Annotated in this window: 17 protein-coding genes, 3 tRNA genes and 1 pseudogene; 14 read left to right on the forward strand and 7 right to left on the reverse strand. The window is 65.7% G+C overall.

Annotation, left to right across the window (positions count from 1 at the left end; all coding sequences use genetic code 11):
- Positions 1-60: 60 nt before the first annotated feature.
- The 4 genes from ACLKOZ_RS08560 to ACLKOZ_RS08575 all read right to left on the reverse strand — a co-directional run bounded on the left by ACLKOZ_RS08560 (position 61) and on the right by ACLKOZ_RS08575 (position 5,443).
- Positions 61-2,958 carry an FtsX-like permease family protein gene (locus ACLKOZ_RS08560; RefSeq protein ID WP_436474344.1) on the reverse strand — a complete coding sequence of 966 codons (2,898 nt, stop codon included), beginning with the start codon at positions 2,956-2,958 and terminating at the stop codon, positions 61-63.
- A 1-nt stretch (position 2,959) separates the two neighbouring features.
- Positions 2,960-3,697 (reverse strand): ABC transporter ATP-binding protein, encoded by a 738-nt coding sequence (locus ACLKOZ_RS08565; protein ID WP_337348078.1) that lies wholly within the window; start codon positions 3,695-3,697, stop codon positions 2,960-2,962.
- Entirely contained in the window at positions 3,694-4,305 is a 612-nt protein-coding gene (locus ACLKOZ_RS08570) for a PadR family transcriptional regulator (RefSeq protein ID WP_337348077.1), read from the reverse strand. Before ACLKOZ_RS08570 ends, ACLKOZ_RS08565 begins: the two co-directional genes overlap by 4 nt.
- 154 nt (positions 4,306-4,459) lie before the next feature.
- Entirely contained in the window at positions 4,460-5,443 is a 984-nt protein-coding gene (locus ACLKOZ_RS08575) for an NAD(P)H-quinone oxidoreductase (protein ID WP_436474347.1), read from the reverse strand.
- A 108-nt stretch (positions 5,444-5,551) separates the two neighbouring features.
- Here ACLKOZ_RS08575 and ACLKOZ_RS08580 point away from each other — a divergent pair.
- Together ACLKOZ_RS08580 and ACLKOZ_RS08585 are read left to right on the forward strand one after the other, a co-directional pair.
- Positions 5,552-5,639: transfer RNA gene (locus ACLKOZ_RS08580), tRNA-Ser, on the forward strand.
- Positions 5,640-5,642: 3 nt separating this feature from the next.
- On the forward strand, positions 5,643-5,981 hold the full coding sequence (locus tag ACLKOZ_RS08585) for a VOC family protein (RefSeq protein WP_436474348.1): 339 nt from the start codon (positions 5,643-5,645) through the stop codon (positions 5,979-5,981).
- Positions 5,982-6,067: 86 nt separating this feature from the next.
- On the opposite strand, the gene ACLKOZ_RS08590 is transcribed toward ACLKOZ_RS08585, so the two are convergent.
- Positions 6,068-7,996, reverse strand: a complete 1,929-nt coding sequence (locus ACLKOZ_RS08590) for an FAD/NAD(P)-binding protein (protein ID WP_436474350.1) — start codon at positions 7,994-7,996, stop codon at positions 6,068-6,070.
- A gap of 75 nt (positions 7,997-8,071) precedes the next feature.
- Between ACLKOZ_RS08590 and ACLKOZ_RS08595 the strand changes: the two are divergent.
- From ACLKOZ_RS08595 to ACLKOZ_RS08605, 3 genes and pseudogenes are all read left to right on the forward strand, one after another.
- Positions 8,072-10,314: pseudogene (locus tag ACLKOZ_RS08595) on the forward strand (prolyl oligopeptidase family serine peptidase).
- A gap of 93 nt (positions 10,315-10,407) precedes the next feature.
- Positions 10,408-10,495 (forward strand) — tRNA-Ser (locus ACLKOZ_RS08600).
- Between the two features lie 175 nt (positions 10,496-10,670).
- Positions 10,671-12,152, forward strand: coding sequence for an MFS transporter (locus ACLKOZ_RS08605; RefSeq protein ID WP_436474352.1), 1,482 nt, complete (start codon positions 10,671-10,673; stop codon positions 12,150-12,152).
- On the opposite strand, the gene ACLKOZ_RS08610 is transcribed toward ACLKOZ_RS08605, so the two are convergent.
- Positions 12,076-14,271, reverse strand: coding sequence for a RecQ family ATP-dependent DNA helicase (locus tag ACLKOZ_RS08610; protein WP_436474354.1), 2,196 nt, complete (start codon positions 14,269-14,271; stop codon positions 12,076-12,078). The genes ACLKOZ_RS08605 and ACLKOZ_RS08610 overlap by 77 nt on opposite strands.
- 143 nt (positions 14,272-14,414) lie before the next feature.
- On the opposite strand from ACLKOZ_RS08610, the gene ACLKOZ_RS08615 reads away from it, so the two are divergent.
- From ACLKOZ_RS08615 to ACLKOZ_RS08630, 4 genes are all read left to right on the forward strand, one after another.
- Complete coding sequence (locus ACLKOZ_RS08615; RefSeq protein ID WP_337348070.1) at positions 14,415-15,833, forward strand: phosphomannomutase/phosphoglucomutase; 1,419 nt, start codon at positions 14,415-14,417, stop codon at positions 15,831-15,833.
- Positions 15,834-15,840: 7 nt separating this feature from the next.
- Positions 15,841-16,332 carry a hypothetical protein gene (locus tag ACLKOZ_RS08620; protein WP_436474356.1) on the forward strand — a complete coding sequence of 164 codons (492 nt, stop codon included), beginning with the start codon at positions 15,841-15,843 and terminating at the stop codon, positions 16,330-16,332.
- Between the two features lie 15 nt (positions 16,333-16,347).
- Complete coding sequence (locus ACLKOZ_RS08625; RefSeq protein WP_436474358.1) at positions 16,348-16,797, forward strand: RrF2 family transcriptional regulator; 450 nt, start codon at positions 16,348-16,350, stop codon at positions 16,795-16,797.
- Between the two features lie 124 nt (positions 16,798-16,921).
- Positions 16,922-18,082, forward strand: coding sequence for a globin domain-containing protein (locus ACLKOZ_RS08630; protein ID WP_436474360.1), 1,161 nt, complete (start codon positions 16,922-16,924; stop codon positions 18,080-18,082).
- A gap of 265 nt (positions 18,083-18,347) precedes the next feature.
- On the opposite strand, the gene ACLKOZ_RS08635 is transcribed toward ACLKOZ_RS08630, so the two are convergent.
- The gene (locus ACLKOZ_RS08635) at positions 18,348-20,174 is read right to left on the reverse strand and encodes a phosphoenolpyruvate carboxykinase (GTP) (protein WP_436474362.1); all 1,827 of its coding nucleotides are present in this window, start codon (positions 20,172-20,174) and stop codon (positions 18,348-18,350) included.
- Positions 20,175-20,452: 278 nt separating this feature from the next.
- Between ACLKOZ_RS08635 and ACLKOZ_RS08640 the strand changes: the two genes are divergently transcribed.
- The 5 genes from ACLKOZ_RS08640 to ACLKOZ_RS08660 all read left to right on the forward strand — a co-directional run bounded on the left by ACLKOZ_RS08640 (position 20,453) and on the right by ACLKOZ_RS08660 (position 25,708).
- Positions 20,453-20,526, forward strand: a tRNA-Arg gene (locus tag ACLKOZ_RS08640).
- Between the two features lie 143 nt (positions 20,527-20,669).
- Positions 20,670-22,124 carry a dihydrolipoyl dehydrogenase family protein gene (locus ACLKOZ_RS08645; RefSeq protein WP_436474364.1) on the forward strand — a complete coding sequence of 485 codons (1,455 nt, stop codon included), beginning with the start codon at positions 20,670-20,672 and terminating at the stop codon, positions 22,122-22,124.
- A gap of 103 nt (positions 22,125-22,227) precedes the next feature.
- Positions 22,228-22,935, forward strand: coding sequence for an ABC transporter ATP-binding protein (locus ACLKOZ_RS08650; protein ID WP_436474366.1), 708 nt, complete (start codon positions 22,228-22,230; stop codon positions 22,933-22,935).
- A complete protein-coding gene (locus tag ACLKOZ_RS08655) occupies positions 22,932-24,968 on the forward strand; it encodes a YhgE/Pip family protein (RefSeq protein WP_436474368.1) in 2,037 nt (678 codons plus the stop codon). Before ACLKOZ_RS08650 ends, ACLKOZ_RS08655 begins: the two co-directional genes overlap by 4 nt.
- 59 nt (positions 24,969-25,027) lie before the next feature.
- Entirely contained in the window at positions 25,028-25,708 is a 681-nt protein-coding gene (locus ACLKOZ_RS08660) for a TetR/AcrR family transcriptional regulator (RefSeq protein ID WP_436474370.1), read from the forward strand.
- Positions 25,709-26,109 lie beyond the last annotated feature (401 nt).

The following is a 26,109-nucleotide window of genomic DNA, read 5'->3' on the forward strand; positions in this document are numbered from 1 at the left end:
AAAGACCCAACTATGTGACGTAATTCCGCTTAATGCCGGGGCCCGCAGTTGTAAGGCACCTCAGGTCCCAACCTCTCTCCGGGACATCGGCAGCTTCGCGCGGGTAAACAGCCAGGCCAGCGCTGCACCAGTCAGCGGCACGGCCACCAGCAGGGCCGCAAGCTGGAGCCAGGGAACGACGGCGGTACGCGCCAGCCCGGTGGCAGTCACGAGCAGTACCGCGGGCACTATCCCGGCAACGCTTCCGAGTACGGTTCCAAGCCCTGCGGTCATCAGCGCCTGCGAACCTGCGAGCGCCTTCCTCAACCCGGGCGCCGCTCCCACACCCGCAAGCGTCACGTGGTCTTTCCGCGAATCCGCCATGGAAAGGCCGGTGGTGATGCCTGCCGCGCTGAGGGTGATCAGCGCACCCAGTCCCACAATGGACCAGAGTATGAGCGAGGAATCCCGTTCTGCTCCGCGCTCCACGATCAGGGTTGTGTACTGGTTCCCATAGACAACGGCAAGGGCGGAGGACGCCTTATCCGTCCGGACGGCGTCGGGAAAGGCACTGAGTTGGACCAGCATGGCGCCATCTTCCGCGTGCATGCCCGCCGCGGCTGCAGTTTCGGGGGCCACGATTCCGTAGTAGGGAACTTTGACGTCCGGCTCCAGCACGGCCGCTGCCACCATGGTCCTGCCTTCCTCTTGGTATCCCTGGAAGGCCTGGGCATTGGCAACGCCCTGCGAGGGTTTTCGCACATCCTGCGCCACCAGTGCCACCTGGCCATTGCGGACGAACACGGGATTAGTCACCACCATCCCGCCGGCGGCAAGTACATCCCGCGCTTCGGCCGTTGGCGCCTTTCCCAAGAGTTTCTCCACGTCATCCACTGTCCCCACCACGATCGAGCCGACGCTTCCCTGGCTTGCATAGGGACGCATGGCGCCCTGGCAGCGCCAGTCATCGGGATCGAGGACGCGCTGACCGGCCGTCATCGGACACTCGTTGCCTTCCGGCACCGCAAGCGAGTACTGGAGGCAGCTGGACGTAGGGGTCTGGGCAGGCGTGGACCCCACCAGTTCGGGACGCATCTCGCAGTTCCGGATACTGGGTGTGCGAAGAACCCGGGTCCATTCGACCGTATCCAGGGCTCCGCTCAGTGCCGTTGCAACTGCGGCAGGGTCCATCTTTTTCGGTTCCGGCATAGTTCCATCAGCCAGCATGGGCTGTCCGGCGAGCAGGGGCACCACGGCCTGGTTCTTCAGCGCCGACCAGTAGTGGTTTTCCTGTTCATTCGCCTGTTGGCTGGACGCCAGGACCATCGCGGCGCTGGCCAGCGTGGCGGCTGCGAGGACGGCGGCGACCGCGGGCACCGTCCTGCTGCGGTTTCGCGACGAATCCCGGGCCGCCATACGGGCAGCAAGCGGCAGCTGCCCCGATCGCCGGGCGAGGAAAGCGACCACGATCCCGGTCAGGAGGACCAGGGAGACAACACCCAGGACGGCACCTCCCAGCAGGAACCAGGCAATGACCGGTGTCCTGGAGATAAACACGTCCGGATCTTCACTGGAAAGGGCAAGCCAGCTGCCCGCGGCCAGTGCGGCGGCCGCCACTCCGAGCAGGACAACGCCCAGGACCGCAGGCCGCTTGCCGGCAGGGAGAGGTGCCCGTCCCGATTTGAGAGCGCCGAGAACGGCTTGGCGTGCCACCTGCCGCGCGGGAGCCACAGCTGCCAGCAGGCAAGCGGCGAAGCCCATGACCATCGCCGCGACAGTCAGGAGCGTGTCCGGATGGAAGCCCGGGAAACGGACCGATCCATTCGCGCGCGCCGCAAAAACGACGACGGCGGACGCCACAAGTCCCGTGGCCGCACCGGTCGTAACGGCAATGCCGCCCAGCCACAGTGAAGCGGCCATCACCACCGAGCGGATGGTGGGAGTTTCTGCTCCCGAAGCCGCCAGCAGAGCCAGTTCGCGAACCTGGCCTTTGGCACCGACCGCAAACGCCGCCCCCGCGAGCAGCCCCACCTCGAGCAGCGCCAATGCACCCAGGAATGCACCCGTCACGTACGCGGCGAACGGCGTGGAGTTGTTGAACTGCGCTGATGTGCCGTCCGTTCCCAGCTGGTCCTCCGGCGGCGGATTCAGCGCAACGGACCGGGACAGCACCGCCACGCCCGCGGCGTTAGCCTCCCGGACCTGGTTCCAGGTAACAGGTTCCGGTCCCTCCACGTAGTACAGGGTGGACTTGACCACCACCGCCGATGCCTCGCCCGGGGCGGAATCCGCTGGAGCCAGGTCTTCCAGGCCGCCTTGACCCGGCTTGAGGTACACGATGGAATTGCTGTCCGAGTACCCGGCATCCCGTAGGGTCCCCACTACAACGAACGTTCCGGCCGAGGTGGCGAGTTCCTCCCCCAGGGCCAGCCCGAACCGGTCCAGCAGGCCAGGTGAGACCAGCATTTCGGCGTCGGTTCCGGGCGCCCGGCCCTGGAGCAGGGTGTACTTGCCGTGGAAAGCCGGCGCCAGCGCGTCCACCGCCCGTCCCACCAACGGCACCTCTGCGGCGCCCGACTCAGCGGTCAGGTCAAGGGTAGTCTCGGGCAGCACGGAATAGCCGTCGGGCACCAGCTCCTGCGGATCCTTCGGTGTGAAATCCGGGTCCTGGTCCCAGTTGCCGGAGGCTATCCGGGTTTCGTCCACGGGGTCCTGGACCATCTGGCCGTTTGTCATCGCCATGGGCCGGAAGCGGGCCTGGGTGCCGCCCAGTTGATACTGCACGCGCTCCGCTGCAGTCTCCTGCGTGCTCTGGAGGAGCGTCACTGCACCGGTCATGGCTGCCACAGGCAGCATGATCAGCAGGATAATCAGGAGGGAACGTCCCTGATGGCGGCGGAGATCGCGCCTGGCCATGCGCATCGCCACATGGAAAGCCTGCCGGCGCCCTCCCGGGGCCGGCTTCAGGTCAAGCGCCACGTCAGTATCCGGCCTGCGCCAAAAGCATGGCGGGGTCGTGCATGGCAGCGGCCTGGTCCACGATCCTGCCGTCCCGGAGGAAAACCACACGATCAGCCCAGGCGGCGTGCCGGGCCTCATGGGTTACCAGCATCACGGCCGCCCCGGCGTCCGCGCGGGAGCGGAGCACCTCCATCACGCCTTGGCCAGTGGTGGAATCCAGCGCCCCTGTTGGTTCGTCGGCCAAAATCAGCCGGCGGTCGCCCACGATGGCACGGGCAATGGCCACGCGCTGCTGCTGCCCACCCGACATTTCGTCCATGAAACGCTCGGCGAGCTCCGGGATGCCCACTTGCCGCAAGGCGTCCAGTGCCTGCCGCTGCGCCTTCTTCACGGCCGTCCCGTCCAGTTCCAGTGGCAGTGCCACGTTTTCGGCTGCGGTCAGCGTGGGGACGAGGTTGAAGTCCTGGAAGACGTAGCCCACCGCCCGGCGGCGCAGCCGCGCCAGTTCATTCAGCCCCAATCCACCCAGCGGCGTGGACTCCACAAAAACACCGCCCGACGTCGGCCGGTCCAGTCCGCCTGCCAGCGCCAGCAGTGATGATTTCCCCGAACCTGACGGTCCCATGACGGCGACGAACTCGCCGGCGCTGACGGTGAGGTCAACCTCCCGCAAGGCAGCGACCGCCGTCGCTCCTTCACCAAAGGTCCTGCTGACCTTTGCAAGTTCCAGGACCTGTTGCGGCCCTTTGACGCTCACCGGCGGCTATCCGCGATGAGCGGGGCAGCCTCTTCCGAAGTGACCCCGTTGGACGACTTACGTACTGCTCCCTGGCCGGCGGACTGTGCCTGCTGCACCATCCGCGCTTCGCAGAGATCCAGCCAGCGGACCTCCGCTTCCGTCTGGAAGATCAGTGAATCCAGCACCAGCAGCCAGGCGGTGTCTGCCGACCGCTGGCTTGCCGCAGTATCCCGCCGCGCCTTGGTGTAGTCCTGCAGCGCCCGGATTGACGCCACGCGCTGGGCCTGGATGATGGCCTGGACGTCCACGCCCGGGAGCGTGACTGCCAGCGCCAGCTTGATGGCCAGTTCGTTCCGCGGCGGGTTAGTGCGCTCCACTGGCGCTGCGAACCAGCCCTGCACCTCCGCTTTCCCGGCCGGGGTGATGCTGTAGACCACGTGGCCTTCGCCGTCGCCGCCGTCATTGCTGACCAGGCCATCACGTTCCAGCCGGTCCAGCGTGGTGTACACCTGCCCGATGTTGAGGGGCCAGGTGGTTCCGGTCCGGTTCTCGAACTCAACCCTGAGCTGGTAGCCGTAACGCGGCTGGTCCTGCAGCAGGGCGAGGAGGCTGTGGCGGATTGACATGATGCTCCTAGCGGTGGCGTCAGCGTCGGTATGCACGGACCCCCAAGACCCGTGCATACCGCGTATGGAGTGACACTAGTCCAGATTCGGCGTCAACGCAATACTGAGTATTCACCGGCCGTTTCGGAGCCGCCCGCAGCACGGACGGGCCGGACTACATGACCAGAAGGACCTTGCCCACGTGTTCGCCGCCGTCGAAGTACTTGTGCGCCGCCCGTACCTGGTCCAAAGGGAAGGTCTTGGCCACAAGCGGCCTGATCTGGCCGTTCGTGATCAGAGGCCACACGGACTCCCTGACTGCGTTCATGATGGCACCCTTTTCCGCCACGGGGCGCGGCCGCAGCGCGGTGGCCACCACCGCCGCGCGCTTCCTCAGCAGTTGGCCGAGGTCCAGTTCGCCCTTCGCCCCGCCCTGCAGGCCGATCACGATCAGTCGTCCGTAGTCCGCCAGTGCGTCAACATTCTGGGGAAGATACTTCGCCCCCACCACATCCAGGATCACGTCCGCGCCCTTGCCGCCGTTCTGGCGCCTCAGGCTCTCCGGAAAGTCCTCCTCGGCGTAGTTGATGGCTATGTCCGCTCCCAGGAACGCCTTTGCCGTGCCTACTTTTTCGTCATTGCCGGCCGTAGTGGCAACCCGTGCCCCCAGGGCTTTGGCAAGTTGGATGGCCATGGTGCCGATACCGCCAGTCGCCCCGTGGATGAGCACTGTCTCGCCGGCCTGCAACTGCGCCGTCATGACCAGATTCGAATAAACCGTGGCAGCGACCTCAGGCAGGGATGCCGCCGTGACCACGTCGACGCCGTCGGGAATCCGCAGGACCTGTTCTGCCGGAACGGCCACCTGCTGCGCGTAGCCGCCGCCTGCCAGCAGCGCCACTACTTTGTCACCGACCGAGAACGGTTTACTGACGCCGGGGCCGAAGCCGGCGATCCTGCCGGAGACTTCCAGGCCCGGGATATCGGAAGCACCCGGGGGCGGAGGGTAGAACCCCCTTCGCTGCTGCACATCTGCGCGGTTAAGGCCGGCAGCGACGACGTCGATCAATACCTCGCCCTGCCCCGGAATCGGAGCGTCCACGTCGCGGACTTCCAGCACCTCCGGACCACCAGGTTCTGAAATGTAGACGGCTTTCATGGAGAACTCCCGTTTCTTGCTGATTCGTGCCCCAAAACCAGTGTGCACCGGACGCACGCCAGACTCTGTTTTGTTGCAGCCAACTGCCTATGAAACACTACTCGTTAGGGAAGGTTGTCCGAGCGGCCGAAGGAGCTAGTCTTGAAAACTAGTGTGCGGTAACCCCGTACCAAGAGTTCGAATCTCTTACCTTCCGCGAATGGAACCCCGGTTCACCAGTTTTCTGGCGAACCGGGGTTCCGTCGTTTCCGGGCTCCGGTACACCCCCGGCGCCGGGGACGCAGCCAAGGCCGGCCTCATGGATGCCTCCGGTCATCTCCCGGCAGATGTCCCGTCCAACTGGCAGATTTACTTCGCGGTGGAGGACGCCGACGCAACGATCGAAAAAGCTGTATCCCTCGGAGCGGCCGTCATCGACGGTCCGGATGATTCGCCCTTCGGCCGGTTCGCCACGCTGGCTGGCCCCACCGGCGCCATGTTCAAGATCGTCGCGGACAACGTGCTCGACGCCAATGCTGTGCAGTCCCCGGAGGCCTGAAACCATTAGCCTCAGGGCTCCAAGCTGAACGGGCCCTTCCCCCGGAAAAACCCGCCGGAAGTGAGGGAGCTTCCGGGGTGGGGGTTTCAGCGCCCCAGGATAGCCTGCGCGATCTCGTCGGCGTCGCGGAGGGTGCGCTGCCCGCTGGGATAGGTTGGGCCGCCTGGCTGGACTGCCTCCGCAGCGATGGCGGTACCCCATTGGGTTGCCGAGAGCTGCAGCCCCAGCACATAGAGCCCGGCGGACACAGACCCGTTGGCTGCCACAGGCCGGTAGGGATGCGGGCTGACATCCAAGCCTGTGGCCTGCACGGGTGCGCCCTCCGCCGTCATCATGAGGCGCGGCCGAACCAGCCCGTCCGACAGGAGCTGTTTGAGCAGCGGAGAGTCACTGGCAGAAACCCGGTTGGCCGGGGCGAGCGCCTCCACCATGGTCTTTGCCGCTGCCGGCGGGCCCTGCACCCAGGGTGAGGCAGCCGTAAACATCCCGGCACGGCGGTCCAGCCCGAATTTGGGGTCGGGACCAACAAAGCTGACCACGCCGGCACGGGCCAGTGCCGCCAGCTGTTCGGCACGCAGCGCCGGCGGGCCGCTGGCCAGCCCTTCCACAAAGGACTCGAACCAGCCACGGAGCCCGGCGACCCACGATTCGTCGGTGATGCCGCCGTCGGCCACCGCGGTTTTCAGGACGGCCCGCCCGTGGTGGAGGGCGCCGATTGCCATCTTGATGGGGTCGTCCTCACCCAGGGCGGAGCGGCGGGCGTCATCCATCAGGTAATCGACGACGGCGGCGTCCAGCTCAGAGCGCGAGGCGAACGACCTGCCCGCAAGCGGTGCGGCGAGTCCCGGGAGGTCCAGGCGGTGGCGCGGAGGGACATGGATGGCGAGGACACTGGCCATGGCGTCCTCCCAGTTGGCCGCGCTGTGGGTGTGCGGGTGCAGCGCGAGGTCCAGGGCTTCAAGGAATGCGGCCGGCTCCGCCACGGCCCCTGGCTGCGAGCGCACCAAGGTTGAGTAGTAGGCCCAGAGCGTGTCCCTGTGGAGCAGGGGCCAGAGGTCGTGGTCGAAGCCGGGGCGGATCCCGGCGGCGGCAAACCGTTCCAGCGCGGCACCGGTCAGGTACCGCAGCCGGACGGATGCTGCGTAATACCCCGCCAGCGCCGCCTTAGTGCGGTAAGGGGTGCCACGGCGTGAGGCGGCGATGATCAGGGGTTCCTGGCCGGAAGGGAGGTAGTCCAGCCGGGGGCCGGCGTCGATAAACTTTCCGCCTCGCCCCTCGGTGAGTTGGCCCATGACGTCAAAGAAGTTCAGGCCCATGCCCCGGACCAGGACGGGTTCACCTGCCGGGATCGAGTCCCAGTCCACATCGGTGGGCACTGCCGGCGGCAGGTAGCGCAGGCCCATCCGTGCGGCCGATGACTGCAACTCCCGCTGTTCAGCATTCAGCCGTGAGGGGATGTGGCCCAGGGCCAGCACCACCGAATCTGTCCGCAGGGAACCGCCCCCGGCCAGGCCGACGTCGAACGCTCCGTCTCCGGACGGAACCACCGATTCCGCTGACGTTTCGTGGAACTGGACGGTCACGCCGTCGGGCAGCCGATCCAGCAGATCCCTAAGGGTGCAGCGCAGGTAGCGGCCGTACAGTGCGCGGCTGGGAAAGTCGCCCGATCCCAGTACGGCGAGCTCGGAGCGTTCCTCCATCGTGAGCGACGGCTCCGGATCGTGCCGCTGCCGGGCCCGCCAGCCGTTGAAGGTGGTGCCGGCAACAGGAGCCGCCATAGCCGGGTCCTCGGGAATGAGGGTGGGGTAAAACGACTGGGTGTTCATCAGGTACAGCCGGGACTGGCCGGGCTGCCACACGTGGCCGGAGCCGGCCGGGTAGGGATCGATCACATCGATATGCAGCGTGGCCTGCCCGGGCCGTGAAGCCGCGTGCGCCAAGAGGCGTTCCAGGACGCTGGTACCCCGAGGGCCGGCGCCGATAATGGCGGTCCGGATCTGCTGCGTTGTACCCACGGCATCCAGAGTATCGGCTTGTACGGCGGGCCCTTGACTTGCTAGGGGCGTGCAGATGTTGTTTGGATGGGGCGCATGACCACCACTGCAGCTGACTCAGCGCCCGGTTCCACCCCTCCAGCCCTCTCCCCCGAGCCCGTCGACGAGAACATCTGGCTCGAGGAGATCTACGGTGAGGAGCAACTGGCCTGGGTCCGGGAGCAGAACGCCCGCACCGAGGACTTGCTGGAAGACGCCGACTACGCTTCCCTCGAAGGCAGCATCCTGGAAGTCTTGGATTCCACCGACAGGATCGCCATGGTGGGCAAGCGCGGAGACTGGTACTACAACTTCTGGAAAGACCAGACGAACCCAAAGGGGCTGTGGCGCCGCACCACCTGGGAAAGCTACCGCACTGACGCCCCTGAGTGGGATGTGCTTCTGGACGTCGATGCCCTCGCCGCCACTGAAGGAGTGGAGTGGGTGTTCCACGGAGCCACCTTCCTTCGGCCTGCGGACGGCGAGCCGCACCGCCTCGCACTGCTGGCCCTCTCACCCGACGGCGGCGACGCTAACCGGTACCGGGAGTACGACGTCGAGGCACGCGGCTTTGTGGCGCCGGCTGACGCGGCTTTGACCTGCCGACGGCGAAGGGCAACGTCTCGTGGCTGGACCAGGACACGCTGCTGGTGGCCTCCACCGCGGAGGGGCTGCCGCGGACGGCATCCTCCTATGCCCGCACGGCCGTGACCCTGCGCCGGGGTAAACCGCTCGCCACCGCGCCCCTCCTGTTCGAGGTTCCCGAGAACCACATGCTGGCGGTAGTGGCGCACGATTCCACTCCTGGCTTTGAGCGCACGTTTGCCGTGGACTACATCGATTTCTTCAACCAGCGCACCTCCGTCCTGGTGGGCGGGGCCTGGGTGGAGATCGACGTACCCACGGATGTGAACATCAGCGCGCACCGCGAGTGGCTGCTGTTCCGTCCCCGCCAGGACTGGACCGTGGACGGAACCACTTTCCCGTCCGGGGCCCTGCTGGCCGCACGGTTTGACGACTACCTGGCCGGGTCCCGTGACCTGTCGGTGCTGTTTACGCCTGACGCCCGCACGTCCCTGCAGTCCTGGAGCTGGACCAGGAACTTCCTGTTGCTGAACCTGCTGCGTAATGTCTCGTCCGAGATCCGTGTGCTCGACCCATCAGTGCCGTCGGCCGGCGGCGGGTCCGGCGCCTGGGGGTCTTCCCAGCTGGACGCCTGCCCACCGCTGCACGACGTCAACGCGTATGCGGTGGACGACGAGGACGAGGGCCCGTCCGACGGCGGCGCGGGGGACGATTTCTGGCTGGTCGCCACCGGCTTCACCACCCCAACCACGCTGATGCGGGGGACGCTGGAGCGGAGTACCGCTGCCGGGACGGCAGGCGTGGTGAGCAGCCATGCGGTAGTCAAAGCGTCGCCGTCGTTCTTTGACGATTCCCAATACGAGGTCCAGCAACACTTCGCGGTGTCCGCTGACGGCACGCGGGTCCCCTACTTCCAGGTTGCGTCCCGGGACCTGGTGCTGGACGGCCAGAACCCCACGCAGCTCTCCGGGTATGGAGGGTTCGAAGTGTCCCGAACCCCCGCTTACAGCGGAACCGTGGGCAGGGCCTGGCTGGAGCGGCGTACGCGCGGAGCCGGCGACGCAACCTCCGGCGGAGCGGGGACCGAGGCGTATTCCCGGGGCGGCGTCTATGTGGTGGCGAACATCCGTGGTGGCGGAGAATACGGCCCCGGCTGGCACCGGGCTGCACTTCAGGAGAACCGACACCGCGCCTTTGAGGATTTTGCGGCCGTAGCCCGGCACCTTATCTCCCGCGGGGTGACGTCCAAGGAACGCCTCGGGTGCGTGGGCGGCTCCAACGGCGGCCTGTTGGTGGGCAACATGCTGACCAGCTATCCGGAACTTTTCGGAGCCATCTCCTGCGGTGTACCGCTGCTGGACATGCGCCGCTTTACGAAGCTGTCCGCCGGACACTCGTGGATTGCGGAGTACGGCGACCCCGATGTCCCGGAACAGTGGGAGTTCATCAGGACGTTTTCGCCATACCACCTGCTCAAGGACGGGGTGGAGTACCCAGAAACGTTTATCTGGACTGCCACCTCCGATGACAGGGTGGGCCCCGTGCAGGCCCGCAAGATGGCCGCCCGGATGGAGGCCATGGGCATCCCCAATGTCTGGTTTCACGAAGCTCTGGAAGGCGGTCACGCCGGAGCCTCTGACAACCGGCAGGCAGCAGCGCTGCAGGCCCGCAGCCAGCATTTCCTGTGGCGGACCTTGGCCGGCGACGCTTCGTAACCGCACTGCTGGCGGCCCGACCGGTGCGGTGACAAGCCGTTTTGCGCTGCATGCCCGCTTCTGCGTATCCTTGGTGGGCTAGGAATAGCAATTGGAGACGTGCCAGAGCGGCCGAATGGGCTTCACTGCTAATGAAGTGTGGGGCACAACTCCACCGGGGGTTCAAATCCCCCCGTCTCCGCGTTTGGCCCCGGTCCCTGGACCGGGGCCTTTTGCGTTCCCATGACCCAACTGAGTAGCAGCTGATGTCGTTTTGGACGCCCATAACGACATCAACTGCTACCTACTTGGGCCGGGGCGTATCCGCGGTGCGGACACCGCGGGCCCGCCGCCCCCACCGGTGGCAGGATTATCAGATGGCACAAAACAACCAGATGAGCGCGGATCCAGGCAGCGGGCAGGCATGGAACCCGCGCTTGGCGTTGCTGGTGGCTGCCACGTTCTTTATGGAGTTTTTGGACGGCACTGTCCTCACTACCGCCATTCCCAGTATCGCCGGGGACTTCCGCGTGCCCGCGGCCGACGTGAACATCACCATGACTGCGTATCTGATGACGGTGGCCATGGGCATCCCCTTCAGCGGCTGGCTGGCCGAACGGGTCGGGGCACGCCGCGTCTTCTGCCTGGCCATTGCCGTGTTCACTGCCGCGTCGCTGGCCTGTGCGTTGAGCCAGGACCTCACCATGCTGACTCTGGCCCGCATCGCGCAGGGGGCCGGAGGGGCGATGATGGTTCCGGTCGGAACCCTGGTGGTGCTCCGCGGGACGCCGAAATCCGAGCTGTTGCGCGCCACGGCGTTCCTGGTGTGGCCGGGACTGCTGGCTCCTGTGCTGGCGCCGTTGGTTGGTGGCGCACTGACCACGTATCTCTCGTGGCACTGGATCTTCCTGATTAACCTGCCGCTGGGCCTCGCGGCCTTCATGGCTGCTTTGCGACTGGTTCCCGCCGGGGCAGGGGACCGTCAACGCAGGCTGGACTGGCTGGGCCTGTCCCTGACCACGGTGGGCGTGGGCGCACTTGTTGTTGGCCTGGAACTTTCCACGGCCCACCCCGACGGGCCATGGGGTGGCGTGAGCGCAGCGGCAGGCATTGCCGCCCTGGCCGGGGCTGCAGTGTGGATGCTACGGGCCCGGAATCCACTGTTTGATCTCAGCGTCTTTGCTACGCGCACCTTCCGGGCGATGGCAACAGGCGGATTTGTCTACCGCCTGACCATCAGTTCGGTGCCATTCCTCCTGCCCCTGATGTTCCAGGCCGGATTCGGGTGGACACCTTTGCACGCCGGCATCATGGTGGCGGCCGTCTTCATCGGCAACATCGGCATCAAACCGGCAACCACACCCTTAATCAGGCGGTTCGGGTTCAAGCCGATGCTGGTCTTCGCGTCCCTCGCATCGGCACTGACCTTCGCATTGTGCGCCGTGCTGACCCCCGACACCCCGCAGGCCATCACGTTCGCCCTGCTGGTGTGCAGCGGGGCCTTCCGCTCGATCGGCTTTTCCGCCTATGCCTCGGTGCAGTACGCGGATATCGCCCCGGCGCAGCTCACCTCGGCGAACGCCGTGTCAGCCACGCTGGTCCAGCTGGCCACCGGTGCCGGGATCGCGGTGGGAGCGCTCCTGATCCGCGTTTTCGACGGCATGGAAGTGTTCCCGCAGGACCCGGCGGGACCGTTTCGTGGCGCATTCCTGGCCATGGCCGTCCTGATGCTGTTCAGCACCGCTGACAGCCTGTCCCTGCACCGGCATGCCGGCTCGGAAGTCAGCCGGCCTGGCCAAGCACCAGTGGAAGCACAGCCCCCGCACCCGCCTGCCGGAGGGCCCGCCCGGCGACGGTGACTGTCCAGCGGCTGTCTACGAGGTCGTCGATCAGCATGATGCCCTGGCCTTGCAGTGGCGCCAAGGATGCCTCCAGTTCCGGCCCCACCACCAGCCGGTCCCAGACTCCGGCCAGCCGGTAGGCACTGTTGCCACCCCGGCCGCCGGTAGGACCGCCATGGCCCAGCTCCAACTGGCCGAGGTAAGGGATGCGGCCAATCTCAGAAATCCCCCGGGCGAGGGACTGGACCAGCTCGGGCCTGCTCCGAGAAGGAATGTTCACAATGGCCGCCGGACGGCCCACACCGCTCCAGGCCGGCGTGCGTCCGTCCCCGGTGGCCCATTCGCGTAGCACCTGAACGCAGGCCTGCAGCATGCCGGGGTCGATCGCCCGGTCCGCCGCGCCGGCAGCAAACAGTTCACGCAGCGCCCCGCCCCAGCCGAGGTCCGTGAGCCTGGCGAGGATCCGGCCATCCGCCAGTCCCTCGGCCGGTTTGATCTTGCCCTTAACCGGAACTCCCAGGCGGTCCATGCCGCTGGGCCACTGAAGGCGGGCTTCCAGGACCCCGCCTGCCCTGCTCAGGGTCTGGCCGGCCGCCGCGGTGGCCTCGGCGGCGATGTCGGCCCGGAACCACTGGCCTGCGCAGTTGTCACAGCGGCCGCAGGCATGGGCGGTTTCGTCATCGAGGACCGAAGTGATGTATTCCATTCGGCAGCCGGCAGTGTCCTGGTAGATCACCATGGAATCCTGCTCATCCACCCGGGCTTCGGCGATACGGCGGTAGCGCTCGGCGTCATAGATCCACGGCTGGCCGGTGGACCGCCATCCGCCACCTACCCGTTCCACGGCGCCGTCCACGGCCAGGACCTTGAGCAGCAGCTCCAATGGGGTGCGACGGAGGTCTACCCTGGCCTCAAGGGCTACGGTTGAGATCGCGGCACCGGCTTCGGCCAAGGCAGTGAGGACGCCATTGGCCTTGTCTTCCGAAGGCATGGAGGCGGTGGCGAAGTACTGCCAGATGTCACGGTCCTCCGAACCGGGCAGCAGGAGCACGTCGGCGTTGGCCGCACCGCGTCCGGCACGGCCCACCTGTTGGTAGTAGGCAACCGGCGAGGACGGCGCTCCGAGGTGCACCACAAAACCCAGGTCCGGTTTGTCAAAACCCATTCCAAGCGCCGAGGTGGCCACGAGCGCTTTGACCTCATTGTCCTTCAGCAGCTGCTCGGCCCGTTCGCGGTCAGCAGGATCAGTCCTCCCGGTGTAGGCCAGCACTTTGTGCCCGGCCTCAGCCAGGAGCCGGGCGGTGTCCTCTGCGGCTGACACGGTCAGGGTGTAAATAATGCCGCTGCCGGGAAGGTCAGCCAGGTGCGTCAGGAGCCAGCCCAGTCGCTGCCGGGAGTCTGGAAGCGACAGGACGCCCAGGCGCAGGGAGTCCCGGCCCAGTGCCCCGCGGATGGTCAGCACACCGGCGCCGAGCTGTTCCTCGATGTCATGGACCACCCGCGAGTTGGCCGTCGCCGTGGTGGCAAGCACCGGGACAGTGTCCGGCAACTCGGTGATGAGGTCCGCGATGCGGCGGTAATCCGGCCGGAAGTCATGGCCCCAGTCCGAGATGCAATGTGCTTCGTCAATAACAAGCAGGCCCGTCCGCCGGATCAGCTCCGGAAGCTGGTTTTCCCGGAAAGAGGGATTGGTAAGCCGTTCAGGGGAGACCAACAACACGTCCACTTCGTCTGCGGCGAGCTGTTCACGCACAGTGTCCCACTCCAGCTGGTTTGCCGAGTTGATGGCTACAGCCCGGACCCCCGCCCGGGCCGCAGCGGCCACCTGGTCCCGCATCAGGGCCAGGAGCGGCGAAACGATCAGCGTAGGTCCGGCGCCACGCCGCCTCAGCAACAGGGACGCCACGAAGTAGACCGCCGATTTTCCCCAACCGGTGCGCTGGACCACCAAGGCCCGCCGCCCGCCGTCGACCAAGGCCTCGATGGCTTCGTACTGTCCGTCGTGGAAGTCTGCTGCCGGGTGCCCCACCAGTTCCCGGAGAACCTCCAGGGCCTGGGCATGCGTGGCTGAAGCGGAAGCGACTGAAGCGGAAGGGGCTGAATCGGCAAGAACTGTGGCGTGCTGGTTATCGACCATTGATTCAGTATCCCAGCCACCACTGACAGCCAGAAAGCCGGAGGGTGCCTATGTGGACAGTCCGGAGCCGCCGGCCGTCACACAAGGGGGAGCCTCGACTATCCCTCCACAGGCATCCCCTGCGTCAACGTAAGATAAGACCCGTGACTAGCGAACAGACAAAGACTTTTGACCTCTCGGCATCCTTTAAGGCTTACGACGTCCGGGGCATCGTGGGCGATTCCATCACGGCCGAAATCGTCGAAGCTGTGGGAGCCGCGTTCGTTGATGTCCTGCAGTTGGAGGGCCAGACGGTCCTGGTTGGCGGCGACATGCGCCCCTCATCCCCCGAATTCAGCAAGGCGTTCGCAGATGGTGCCGCCACGCGCGGAGCCAACGTCCAGCTCCTGGACCTGATTTCCACCGACGAACTCTACTTCGCGTGCGGGTCCCTCAACGCGGCTGGCGCCACCTTCACCGCAAGCCACAATCCTGCCGAATACAACGGCATAAAGATGTCCAAGGCCGGCGCTCAGCCCATCTCGTCCGAGTCAGGACTCAAAGAGATCCAGGCACTTGCCGAGCAGTACCTCAACGCCGGCTCCATTCCGGCGGCCCCCACCCGCGGCCTGATCGGCGTCCACGATGTCCTCAAGGACTATGCCGAGTACCTCCGCCAGCTCGTTGACCTTTCCGGTTCGCGCCCCCTGAAAGTCGTCGTGGACGCCGGCAATGGCATGGCCGGTCTCACTACCCCCGCTGTCCTGGGCGACGCGCTGCTGCCGAAGCTTCCGTTTGAGATCGTCCCCCTGTACTTCGAGCTGGACGGCTCGTTCCCCAACCACCCGGCCAACCCGCTGGAACCGGAAAACCTCCGCGACCTGCAAGCTGCCGTGATCGAGCATGGCGCCGACATCGGCCTGGCATTCGACGGCGACGCCGACCGCTGCTTCGTCATCGACGAAAAGGGTGAGCCTGTCTCGCCGTCGGCCATTACCGGCATGGTGGCACGCCGGGAAATCGCCCGCGCCCAGGCACAGGGCGAGGCCACGCCCACCATCATCCACAACCTGCTGACATCGCGTGCGGTGCCGGAACTGGTGGAGCACGACGGCGGACGCGCCGTCCGGACGCGCGTGGGCCACTCGTTCATCAAGGCAGTCATGGCCGAGGAAGGCGCCGTCTTCGGCGGCGAACACTCTGCCCACTTCTATTTCCGCGACTTCTGGAACGCTGACACCGGGATGCTCGCCGCCATGCACGTCCTGGCCGCCCTCGGCGAGCAGGACGGCCCCCTCTCGGAGCTCGGCCGCGAGTACGAGCCCTACGTTTCCTCCGGCGAGATCAACTCCGAAATCGAGGACAAGGCCGGAGCCGTCGAACGCGTCCGCGCTGACTTCAGCGGCGAAGACGTCACCATCGACACCATGGATGGCAGCACCTTCACGGCCAACGACGGCAGCTACTGGTTCAACCTGCGCCCGTCCAACACCGAGCCGTTCCTTCGCTTGAACGCCGAAGCCACTGACCGGCCGACGATGGAACGTGTGCGCGACCGCGTTCTGTCACTAGTCAGGGGCTAAGTTCACAGTGGCTGACAACTCCCAGGCTGCCACGGGCGACACAGCAGGTTCATGGCGGGACTCGGTCCCCGAGGCCACGGCCACGGACCTGGAGAACCTGCTCGGGACCGGGGTGGGTGCAGCCCAGGAACAGCTCCAGCGCAACGGCGGCTTCCTGCCGTTCGCCCTGGTAGTGGAGAACGACGGCGAGGTGCGGCTGGTGGCCGTGACGCCAGCCGATGCCGAGGACGGCTCCGACGCCGACTTCGACGCGGACGCCATGATCAGCGACCTCACGGACGCTCTCCGGCAGAACCGTACTGAATTCCGGGCCACCGCCATCGTCTGCGACATTCTCCTGGTGGAGGAGGGCTCGGATGCCATCCACGTCGCGGCGGAACACCGGGATGGTTCGGTGTTCGCCGCGGTCCTCCCCTATTCCGCCAACGCGTCAACGACCTCGTGGGAATTCGGCCAGCTCGCCGCTGACACCAACGAACCCTCCATCTGGGTGGACTAGACCGGCGCGCCAGCGATGAAGATCAATGCGTTTGCAGACGTCAGCCTCCGGGCCCTCATGGTGCTCGCCGCGGCCCCGGACGGCAACCTCCTCACCACACAGAACATTGCCGACGCCGTGGGCACCCCCTATAACCACGTCAGCAAGGCGATGGCGAAGCTGCGCGGCCTCGGCCTGATCGATGTGGAGCGCGGCCGTACCGGAGGATCCAGGCTAAGCGCGGCCGGCAGCCGGGCAACCGTCGGCCATATCCTGCGACAACTCGACACGCGCTCGGATGCCGCCGATTGCGTGGCCCCTAGCGGCGCCTGCCCGCTGATCAACGAGTGTAAGTTGCGTGCGGCACTCGCGCGCGCCCGCGAGGCTTTCTACCGTGAGCTCGATTCGGTAGTGGTGGCAGAACTTCCAAGCTCCTCCCAGATGGCTCCCGTCTTCGCGCTGATCGGGCTTCGCCCCGGCCTGTGAGCCGGGCCTTATTTGGATCTTATTTCTACAGGGTGTAGAACTGGGATATAAATACTCGCATTCCAAAGATGAGTATTTATCCCGGCCGGACGAACGCCCCGGCCACCCTATCTCAGGAGTACACATGCTCTCGGACAAATCCTTCCCTGTCATTGAGGCCACCCTGCCGCTGGTCGGTTCGCGGATCGGCGCCATCACTCCCAAGTTCTACTCCCGGCTGTTCGCCGCCCACCCCGAACTCCTGGACGGCCTGTTCAGCCGTTCCAACCAGCGCTCCGGAAACCAGCAGCAGGCCCTGGCGGGCAGCATCGCCGCTTTCGCCACCCACCTGGTCAACAACCCAGGCACCCTGCCCGAAACCGTGCTTTCCCGCATCGCCCACCGGCACGCGTCGCTGGGCATCACCGAACCTCAGTACCAGGTGGTCTACGAGCACCTGTTCGCGGCCATCGCGGAAGACCTCGCCGAAGTCATTACACCGGAGATCGCGGAGGCCTGGACCGAGGTCTACTGGCTCATGGCCGACGCACTGATCAAGCTCGAAAAGGGCCTCTACGCGGCCCAGGCCAACGGCAAAATGTGGACTCCCTGGAAGGTGTCCACCAAGTCCGCTGCCGGCGCTGGTTCCCTCACTTTTACCCTGGAACCCGCCGACGACACCCCGGTGACGCCCGCCTTGCCCGGCCAGTACATCAGCGTCAAGGTCCAGGTCCCGGACGGCCTCCGCCAGGTCCGGCAGTACTCCCTCTCCGGCAATGCGGGCACCAGCCGGACCTTCACTACAAAGCTGGACGACGGCGGCGAGGTCTCCCCCGTGCTGCATAACGCCGTTGAGGTGGGCGACATCCTGGAGATCTCCAACCCGTATGGCGAGATCACATTGAAGGATGGCGACGGTCCGGTGGTCCTGGCCTCGGCGGGAATCGGCTGCACACCCACGGCGTCCATCCTCCGCTCCCTCGCAGAGTCGGCTTCGGAGCGGCAGGTGCTTGTCCTCCACGCGGAAAGCACCATGGAGAGCTGGGCACTGCGCGGCCAAATGACGGACGACGTCGAACGCCTCGCGGGTGCCGACCTCCAGCTGTGGCTTGAGCAGCCCGAGCCGGGAACGAGGGAGGGCTTTATGTCGCTGCGTGAAGTGGACCTGCCGGCCAATGCGTCCCTGTACCTCTGCGGGCCGCTGCCGTTTATGAAGCACATCCGCAACGAGGCCATCAATGCGGGCATCCCGGCTACGAGGATCCACTACGAGGTTTTCGGCCCCGACATCTGGCTGGCTTCCTAAATTCATCGACTGTCCCCACCGGCGGCCCTTCTGACAGCTCAAAAGGGCCGCCGGTGGGGACCAATGGACGAAAGAACGACGGCGACCCCGCACCTTTTCAGCAAAGGTGCGGGGTCGCCGTCGTTCTTTCGTCCATTGGTCCCCACCGGCGGCCCTCCCGACAGCTCAAAAGGGCCGCCGGTGGGGACCAATGGACGAAAGAACGACGGCGACCCCGCACCTTTTCAGCAAAGGTGCGGGGTCGCCGTCGTACTTTTTTGAACTGTCAGCCCAGGCGTGACTTCAGGGCGGCGAGCTCGGCCTGAAGAGCGTCCGGGAGTGAGCCGCCGAAGTTGGCGAACCATTCCTCGATGGACGCAAGCTCGGTTTTCCACTCAGCCGGATCCACGCGGACCGCTTCCTCAACCTGCGCAGGGGTCATGTCCAGGCCCTTGAGGTCGATGGAGTCGCCGGTCGGAACAAAACCGATAGGCGTTTCAACGGCGTCCGCCTTGCCCTCGAGCCGTTCGATGGCCCACTTCAGGACACGGGCGTTGTCGCCGAAGCCGGGCCACGCGAAGCCACCCTGGGCGTTGCGGCGGAACCAGTTGACCAGGAAGATCTTGGGCAGCCGCTCCGGGTTGGCCTTGGCGGACAGGTTGACCCAGTGGTTCAGGTAGTCGCCGGCGTCGTAGCCGATGAACGGCAGCATGGCCATGGGGTCGCGGCGGACCACGCCGACAGCTCCGGCTGCTGCGGCTGTGGTTTCGGAGGACAGCGTGGAACCCATGAAGATGCCGTTGGACCAGCTGCGTGCCTCGGTGACCAGCGGAATGGTGGTCTTGCGGCGGCCGCCGAAGAGGATCGCGGAAAGCTCCACGCCGTTCGGGCTGTGGTATTCCTCGGCCAGCATGTCGATCTGGTCGATCGGCGTGCAGAAGCGCGAGTTCGGGTGGGCCGCAGGCTTGTCCGAATCAGGAGTCCAGGAGTTACCCTGCCAGTCGGTGAGGTGGGCAGGCACTTCTTCGGTCATGCCTTCCCACCACACGCCGCCGTCGTCAGTGAGGGCGACGTTGGTGAAGATGCTGTTGCCCTTTGCAATGGCACGCATCGCATTGGGGTTGGTGCCCCAGCCGGTGCCCGGTGCCACGCCGAAGAGACCGGCTTCGGGGTTGACGGCGCGGAGTTCGCCTTCCTTGCCGAAGCGCATCCAGGTGATGTCGTCACCCAGGGTCTCCACCTTCCAGCCCTCAATCGTGGGATCAAGCAGCGCGAGGTTGGTCTTGCCGCACGCGGAAGGGAAGGCTGCCGAAACGTAGTAGGTCTTCTGCTCGGGTGAAGTCAGCTTCAGGATGAGCATGTGCTCGGCGAGCCAGCCTTCGTCGCGGGCCATCACGGACGCGATGCGGAGGGCGTAGCACTTCTTGCCCAGCAGGGCGTTGCCGCCGTAGCCGGAGCCGAAGGACCAGATGGAACGCTCTTCGGGGAAGTGGACAATCCACTTGTCCGGGTTGCACGGCCACGGCACATCAGCCTGGCCGGCTTCGAGCGGCGCACCCAGGGAGTGCAGGGCCGGTACGAAGAACGCGTTGGTCTCGGTCATGCGGTTCAGGACGTCGGTGCCGATGCGGGCCATGATGCGCATCGAGGCAACAACGTAGGCGCTGTCGGTAATTTCGACGCCAAACTTGGGATCCTCGGCATCAAGGTGGCCCATGACGAACGGAATGACGTACATGGTGCGGCCACGCATGGAGCCGGCGAACAGTCCGCGCAGCTTCTGCTTCATCTCGGCCGGGGCCATCCAGTTGTTGGTGAAGCCGGCGTCGTGTTCCTTCTCGGAGCAGATGAACGTCTGCTCTTCCACGCGGGCTACGTCCGCGGGGTCGGAGAATGCAGCGAAGGAGTTCGGGAAGATCTCCTGGTTGAGCCGGGTCAGGGTGCCGGCGGCCACGAGTTCATCCGTGAGCCTGGTGTTTTCCTGTTCGGACCCGTCAACCCAGTGGATCCGGTCCGGCTGCGTTAGCTCAGCAACCTCTTCGACCCATGCCAGCAGTGCAGCATGCGTGGTGGGTGCTTTCTCAAGCAGCGGCTGTTGTGCCAGATCGCCCATTGCGGTTCCCTTCCTCGGGTTCATCGGTGTGAGCTAAATGCTATGGGCCGGGAGGGCTCGAGTTTTTGGGCCCGGACTGCTCGATAGTGAGCGTTTCGAGTGGAAACCGCGTAAATTCAACAAAGATGGCGCCACAACAGGGCAATTAAGTGACGAAGGTCACCTAGACCGGTCTAGTCACCCAGATTACACACGTTTCGATTTGGTACTACGGCCCACCCTCGCGTAAAGTTATTCGAGGTTCGGGGAGAGCAGAGATGTTCTTCAAGAAACAAGATGCGCCCATAGCTCAGCTGGATAGAGCGTCTGTCTACGGAACAGAAGGTCAGGGGTTCGAATCCCTTTGGGCGCACAGATGAAGGTCCGCACCGGTTCGCCGGTGCGGACCTTTTGCGTTAAGTGTCCGCCCCCGCCGGGTCCCACCGGACCCTTCGCCCGCTAGGCACGCCCCCAACAGGCCCGGCAGGGAGCCCATCCCCGGCGTAGGCTAAAGCAATGACGCCAGAGCCCTTGGAACGCGAATTCGATGTCATCGTGATCGGCGCCGGCGCCGCTGGCGAAAACGTGGCGGACCGGGCCGTCCAGGGCGGGCTGACCGCGGTCCTGGTGGAGGCGGAACTGGTGGGCGGCGAGTGTTCATACTGGGCCTGCATGCCGTCCAAGGCGCTGCTCCGGCCCGGCACGGCCCTCCACGGGGCGCAGACGGTGCCAGGAGCAGAAGAAGCAGTCACCCGCACGCTCGATGCCGCCGCAGTCCTCAAACGGCGCGACTACTTCACCGCGAATTGGCAGGATGACAGCCAGGTGAAGTGGGTGGAGGACTCGGGGATCGAGCTCATCCGCGGCCACGGGTGGATCACCGCCCCGCGCACAGTGGAAGTAGCCGGACTTGATGGCAGCACCCACCTCCTGACGGCGCGGCACGCCGTCGTCCTCGCGACTGGTTCCACGCCCAACAGGCCTCCGATCGAGGGACTGGCTGACCTTCGCCTCTGGGGCACCCGTGAAGCGACATCGGCCAAGGAAATCCCGGAACGCCTGGCAGTCGTCGGCGGCGGCGTCGCAGGGGTTGAGCTGGCGCAGGCGTTCGCCAGGCTCGGCTCCAAGGTCACCCTCGTGGCCCGGAGCCGGCTGCTGGGCACTTTCCCCGAGGAAGCGGCCCAACTGGTACTGGCGGGCCTGCGCGCGGACGGCGTTGAAGTCCGGCTCCACACCACCACCAAAAGCGTCAGCGAAAACGAAGACGGCACCTTCACGGTCAGCCTCGGCGACGGCATTTCTGTCTCCGTCGACAAGGTCCTGGTGTCCACGGGCCGCCACCCGGCCCTGGAAGGCCTTGGGCTGGAAAGCGTCGGCCTTGGCGCACCGGACGGCAGCCCCCTGAAGCTGACCACGGATTCCACCGGGCAGGTTAACGGCCTGCCCGACGGCGACCCTTGGCTTTACGCCGTAGGCGACGCCGCCGGGAAGAACCTCCTCACCCACCAGGGCAAGTACGAAGCCCGCGCAACAGGGGATGCGATAGCCGCACGTGCCAAGGGTGAGCTGAATGGCGAGCCGGCACCGTGGAGCCGCTATGCGCAGACAGCCAACCAACATGCCGTCCCCAACGTGGTGTTTACGGATCCTGAGCTGGCCTCAGTGGGTCGAACCCTTGACCAGGCCACGAAAGACGGATACAACGCCACCTCGGTGGAATTGCCCATCAACGTATCCGGGTCTTCCCTGCATTCGGAGCACTACGAGGGCTGGGCGCAGCTGGTGGTCGACGAGGACCGCGAGGTTCTCCTGGGGGCCACGTTTGCGGGACCCGATGTGGCTGAGTTGCTCCACGCCGCCACCATCGCAGTAGTGGGTGAAGTACCGCTGGACCGGTTGTGGCACGCGGTCCCCTCCTACCCCACCGTCAGCGAAGTCTGGCTGCGGCTGCTGGAAAAGTACGGCCTCTAAGCCCACCTCCAAAGGTTCACACGCCCGGGCAGGGGCCTTATTTGAACTGACCAGTCAGTTTAGTTAGACTGGCAGGAGACCATTTCCCTGCGAAAGGCCCTCTTTGCTCTCCGTACAGCACCTCCATGCGAAAGGACGGCGGGACGATCTGCTCCCGCCCACCTCCCTGCAGACCGGAAGGGGTGAGCTGCTCCTCGTCTCGGCGGACCGCCAGGACCACCGGACAGCCCTGGCACTCACATTGAGTGGCCGGATGAAACCCACGGAGGGGCGCATCAGTTGGGACGGCGAAACCGGGATCAAGCGCCGCCGCCTGGCCAGCGCACTGGTTGACTCCCCCGGCGTCAACGAACCCGAGCAACACCTGAGCGTGCGCGACCTTGTCACCGAGGATCTGGCCCTGATCCCGCGCCGCTACCGGGGTGCCCTGGTGAGCAAGCCCTGGCTCAAAGTCAACAGTTTCGAGGACATCGCAGACCTGTGGACAGAACAGCTGGCGCCGGAACGGCGCGTTGAACTGCTGACCGCCCTGGCCCTCGCAAACCCGCACACCGACCTCCTGGTGGTCGATTCCCCGGACCGGCATACTGCCAGCTCGTCCGAGTGGCTGCCTCGCCTTGAGCAGTTGGCGTCCGACGCCGGCCGGCCCCTCGCCGTCGTCGCCACCGTGGCTGCCATCCCGGATGGGTGGACGGGGCCAACGGCGGCTGTGGGGAACGCCGTTCAGCTGCCCGCGGACGCGCAGGCCCAAGAGGTAGCTGCTGCGGAAATAGAAGAAGACCTCCTACTCGAAACCGAGGACGCCAAGTGACTGTGCTGCGGCTGGCCCGCTCCGAACTCAAGCGGATGACCGGCGGGCTGCTGCCCAAGCTGACCATCCTGGCCCTGGTCATGGTCCCGCTGCTCTATGGCGCCGTGTACCTCTATGCCAACTGGGACCCGTACGGCAACCTGAACCGGATCGACGCTGCCCTGGTTGTCGAGGACAACGGTGCCGCCTCCAGCGACGGCTCCGTGTTGCAGGCCGGAACCAAGGTGGCTGACAGCCTGGTGGAAGGAAACGTCTTCAACTGGCAGTCGGTCCCCACCGCGGAGGAGGCCGACCAGGGTGTCAGCGACGGCAAGTATGCTTTCGCGCTCAAGATTCCCAAGGACTTCTCCGCCAACCTGGTGTCTCCGGGCAGCTTTGATTCAGCCAGCCAGGCAATGTTGAACGTCACCACCAACGATGCCAACAACTACCTGTTGAGCACGATCGTGGACAAGCTGACAACCTCGGTCCACACCACCGTTGCCAAGGAAGTGGGCGAGGAGACAGCAAACCAACTGCTGACCGGCTTTGGCACGATCCATTCGCAGATGGTCAAGGCAGCCGACGGCGCCGGGCAGCTGGCAGGCGGCGTCGCCACACTGCAGGACGGGACCGCCACCCTCCATGAAGGAAGCACGGACTTGAGTAACGGGGCCGGTGAACTGTACGCGGGGCAGCTGAAGCTGCGCGACGGCGCCAACCAGCTCACCGACGGAGCCGGCCAGCTAAGTAGCGGGTTGTCGCTGCTGAAGGACAGGACAACCACCCTTCCCACGGACTCGCAGACCCTGGCGAACGGCGCCGCCCAAGTAGCTGCCGGAAACGCCCAGCTCAACACCCGGGTCCAGGACATGGTTGCCCAGCTCGACGCCGCAGACCAGGGACTCCGGACTCGGGTCATCGAATCCAACACACGCCTGATCGCTTCGGGTGTGTTGACCCAGGCGCAGGCTGACAGTATTTTGGCCGATTTTGACTCCGTGGCGGCCTCCAGCCCGGTGGCCACCGCCAAGGCCAGGATCCAAACCGACGCCGCGCAGATCCAGCAACTGGCAGATGGCTCCGAGGCCGTCAGCGTGGGCGCTGCGCAACTGGCTGCAGGCACCCCTGCGCTGAAGAACGCTGTGGCCCAGGCCTCCACCGGCGCCGACCAGCTCCACACCGGGGCGGCCACGCTGGCCACAGGCCAGCAGGCGGCCTTGGACGGGGCGGGCAGGCTCTCCGAGGGCGCGCAAACGCTCGACGCCGGCGCGGGCCAACTGGAGGCAGGTGCCGGTACCGCGGCGGACGGCTCCCGTACCCTGGCGGAGGAGATCGCGAAAGGCGCAGGCCAAGTGCCCAATCCCGACGACCAGCAAAAGAACAGCCTTTCGGAAGTCATTGCGGATCCTGTGGCCGTGAGCAACGTCTCCCAAGCGAAAGCTGACTCGTACGGGGCCGGGTTGGCTCCCTTCTTCCTGACCCTGGCCCTGTGGATCGGCATCTTTATGCTGATCCAGGCCATGCGCCCCATCACCCAGCGGGCGCTGGCATCAAACGCCCCGGCGTGGAAGATCGCGATCGGAGGGTGGCTGCCCTTCCTGGCGGTATCGGTGGTGCAGGCAACCCTGCTGACATTGGTGGTGGACCTGGGCTTGGGGCTGAATCCGGCGCATCCTGTTTTGATGTGGCTGTTTATGCTGGCCGCCGCGATGGCCTTCAGCGCCATCATCCAAGGCGTAGTTGCCCTGCTGGGATCCCCTGGGAAGCTCGTGGTGCTCATACTGCTCGTCCTGCAGCTCGTCTCCTCGGGCGGCACATTCCCCTGGCAGACCACTCCGCAGCCCCTCCACGTGGTGCACGAGATCCTGCCCATGGGCTATGTGGTTTCGGGAATGCGGCACCTCATCTATGGCGCGGACCTCTCCATGATCATGCCCACCGTCCTGGGCCTGCTGGGCTACACCATCCTGGGCGCCGCGATGTCAACGCTCGCTGTCCGGAAACGGAAGTACTGGACGCTCAAGACCCTCAAACCCGAGATCGCGGTATGAGCCCGTCCTTGCAGGGTCCTGGGCCGGATCCCGCGCAGGGTCCGGCGCATGGTCCGGCCTTGGATCCGGCGCCAGATCCGGTCCTGCGGCCGCGTGCCAACGGTCCCGCGGAAAAGAAACTCCGCCCGGCGCGGACCAACGCCACCCGGCAGAAGCTCTTTGATGCCTCCATGGAGCTGATCGGCGAGCGCGGCGCGGCCGGGGTGACCGTGGATGAGATCGCAGCGGCAGCGGGTGTCTCCAAAGGCACGGTGTATTACAACTTCGGAAGCAAGTCGGACCTGATTGCGCAGCTGCTGCGCCACGGCGTCGATATCCTGAAGGCCCGCCTGATGAGCGTCGGGAGTGCTGGGGCCGTTCATGCCGGAGCCGGAGATCTGCCGGCCGCTGATCCGCTCCTGACGATGGAGGAAATGATCGGGCAGGCCATGGACTTCATGGCCGACTACCCCTCTTTTGCCCGGCTGTGGGTCAGCGAAAACTGGCGCACCCCCAGCGAGTGGCGGGACACCTTCGCGGTGCTGAGGGCCGAGTTGCTGGCCGTGATCGGCGGTGCCATCGAGTCCGTGGCGGCGGCCTATCCGGTGGACCGGTCCATCTCCCGGGGCAGTCTCGAAACCGCTATTTTTGGTGCCTGCTTCGTAGTGGGGCTGGACCGCCAGACGTACAACCCTGAGCGCACCCGTGACCAAAGTGTTGCAGCAATCATGGCAATCATGCGCGGCTACGTGGTGAAGTAGCGGCCGCCTCGGGGATGATTGATCCCATGCGCCACATGGGTAACAGCGGCAAATTTGCCTTGATAGCGGCCGTCGCCGCTCTGGGCATGCTGGTGCTGACCGCCATCACCCTTGAAGAGGCCGTGATGGTCACGTTCCTGGGGCTTGTTGCCCTGGCTTACGTTTCTGCCGTCGCAGAGGTCCTGGCGCGGGGACGCCGCCTGGCCCTGCTTGCCACCGGGGCGGGAACCAGCCTCACAGTTGCCTTCTCCTTGGCTTTCCTCAGCACGTGGGAGCTGGCGTTTGCCAACCAGTCTTCGTTCCTGGGGACACCGCTGCCCACCGGGGATCCGGACAACTACTTCTATTGGGCCGCTGCCTCCGCCGTATCCACGCTGTTTGTCCTGTTTCTTGCAGCGGCC

Source organism: Arthrobacter sp. R4 (assembly GCF_051365025.1).
Taxonomy (GTDB): domain Bacteria; phylum Actinomycetota; class Actinomycetes; order Actinomycetales; family Micrococcaceae; genus Arthrobacter.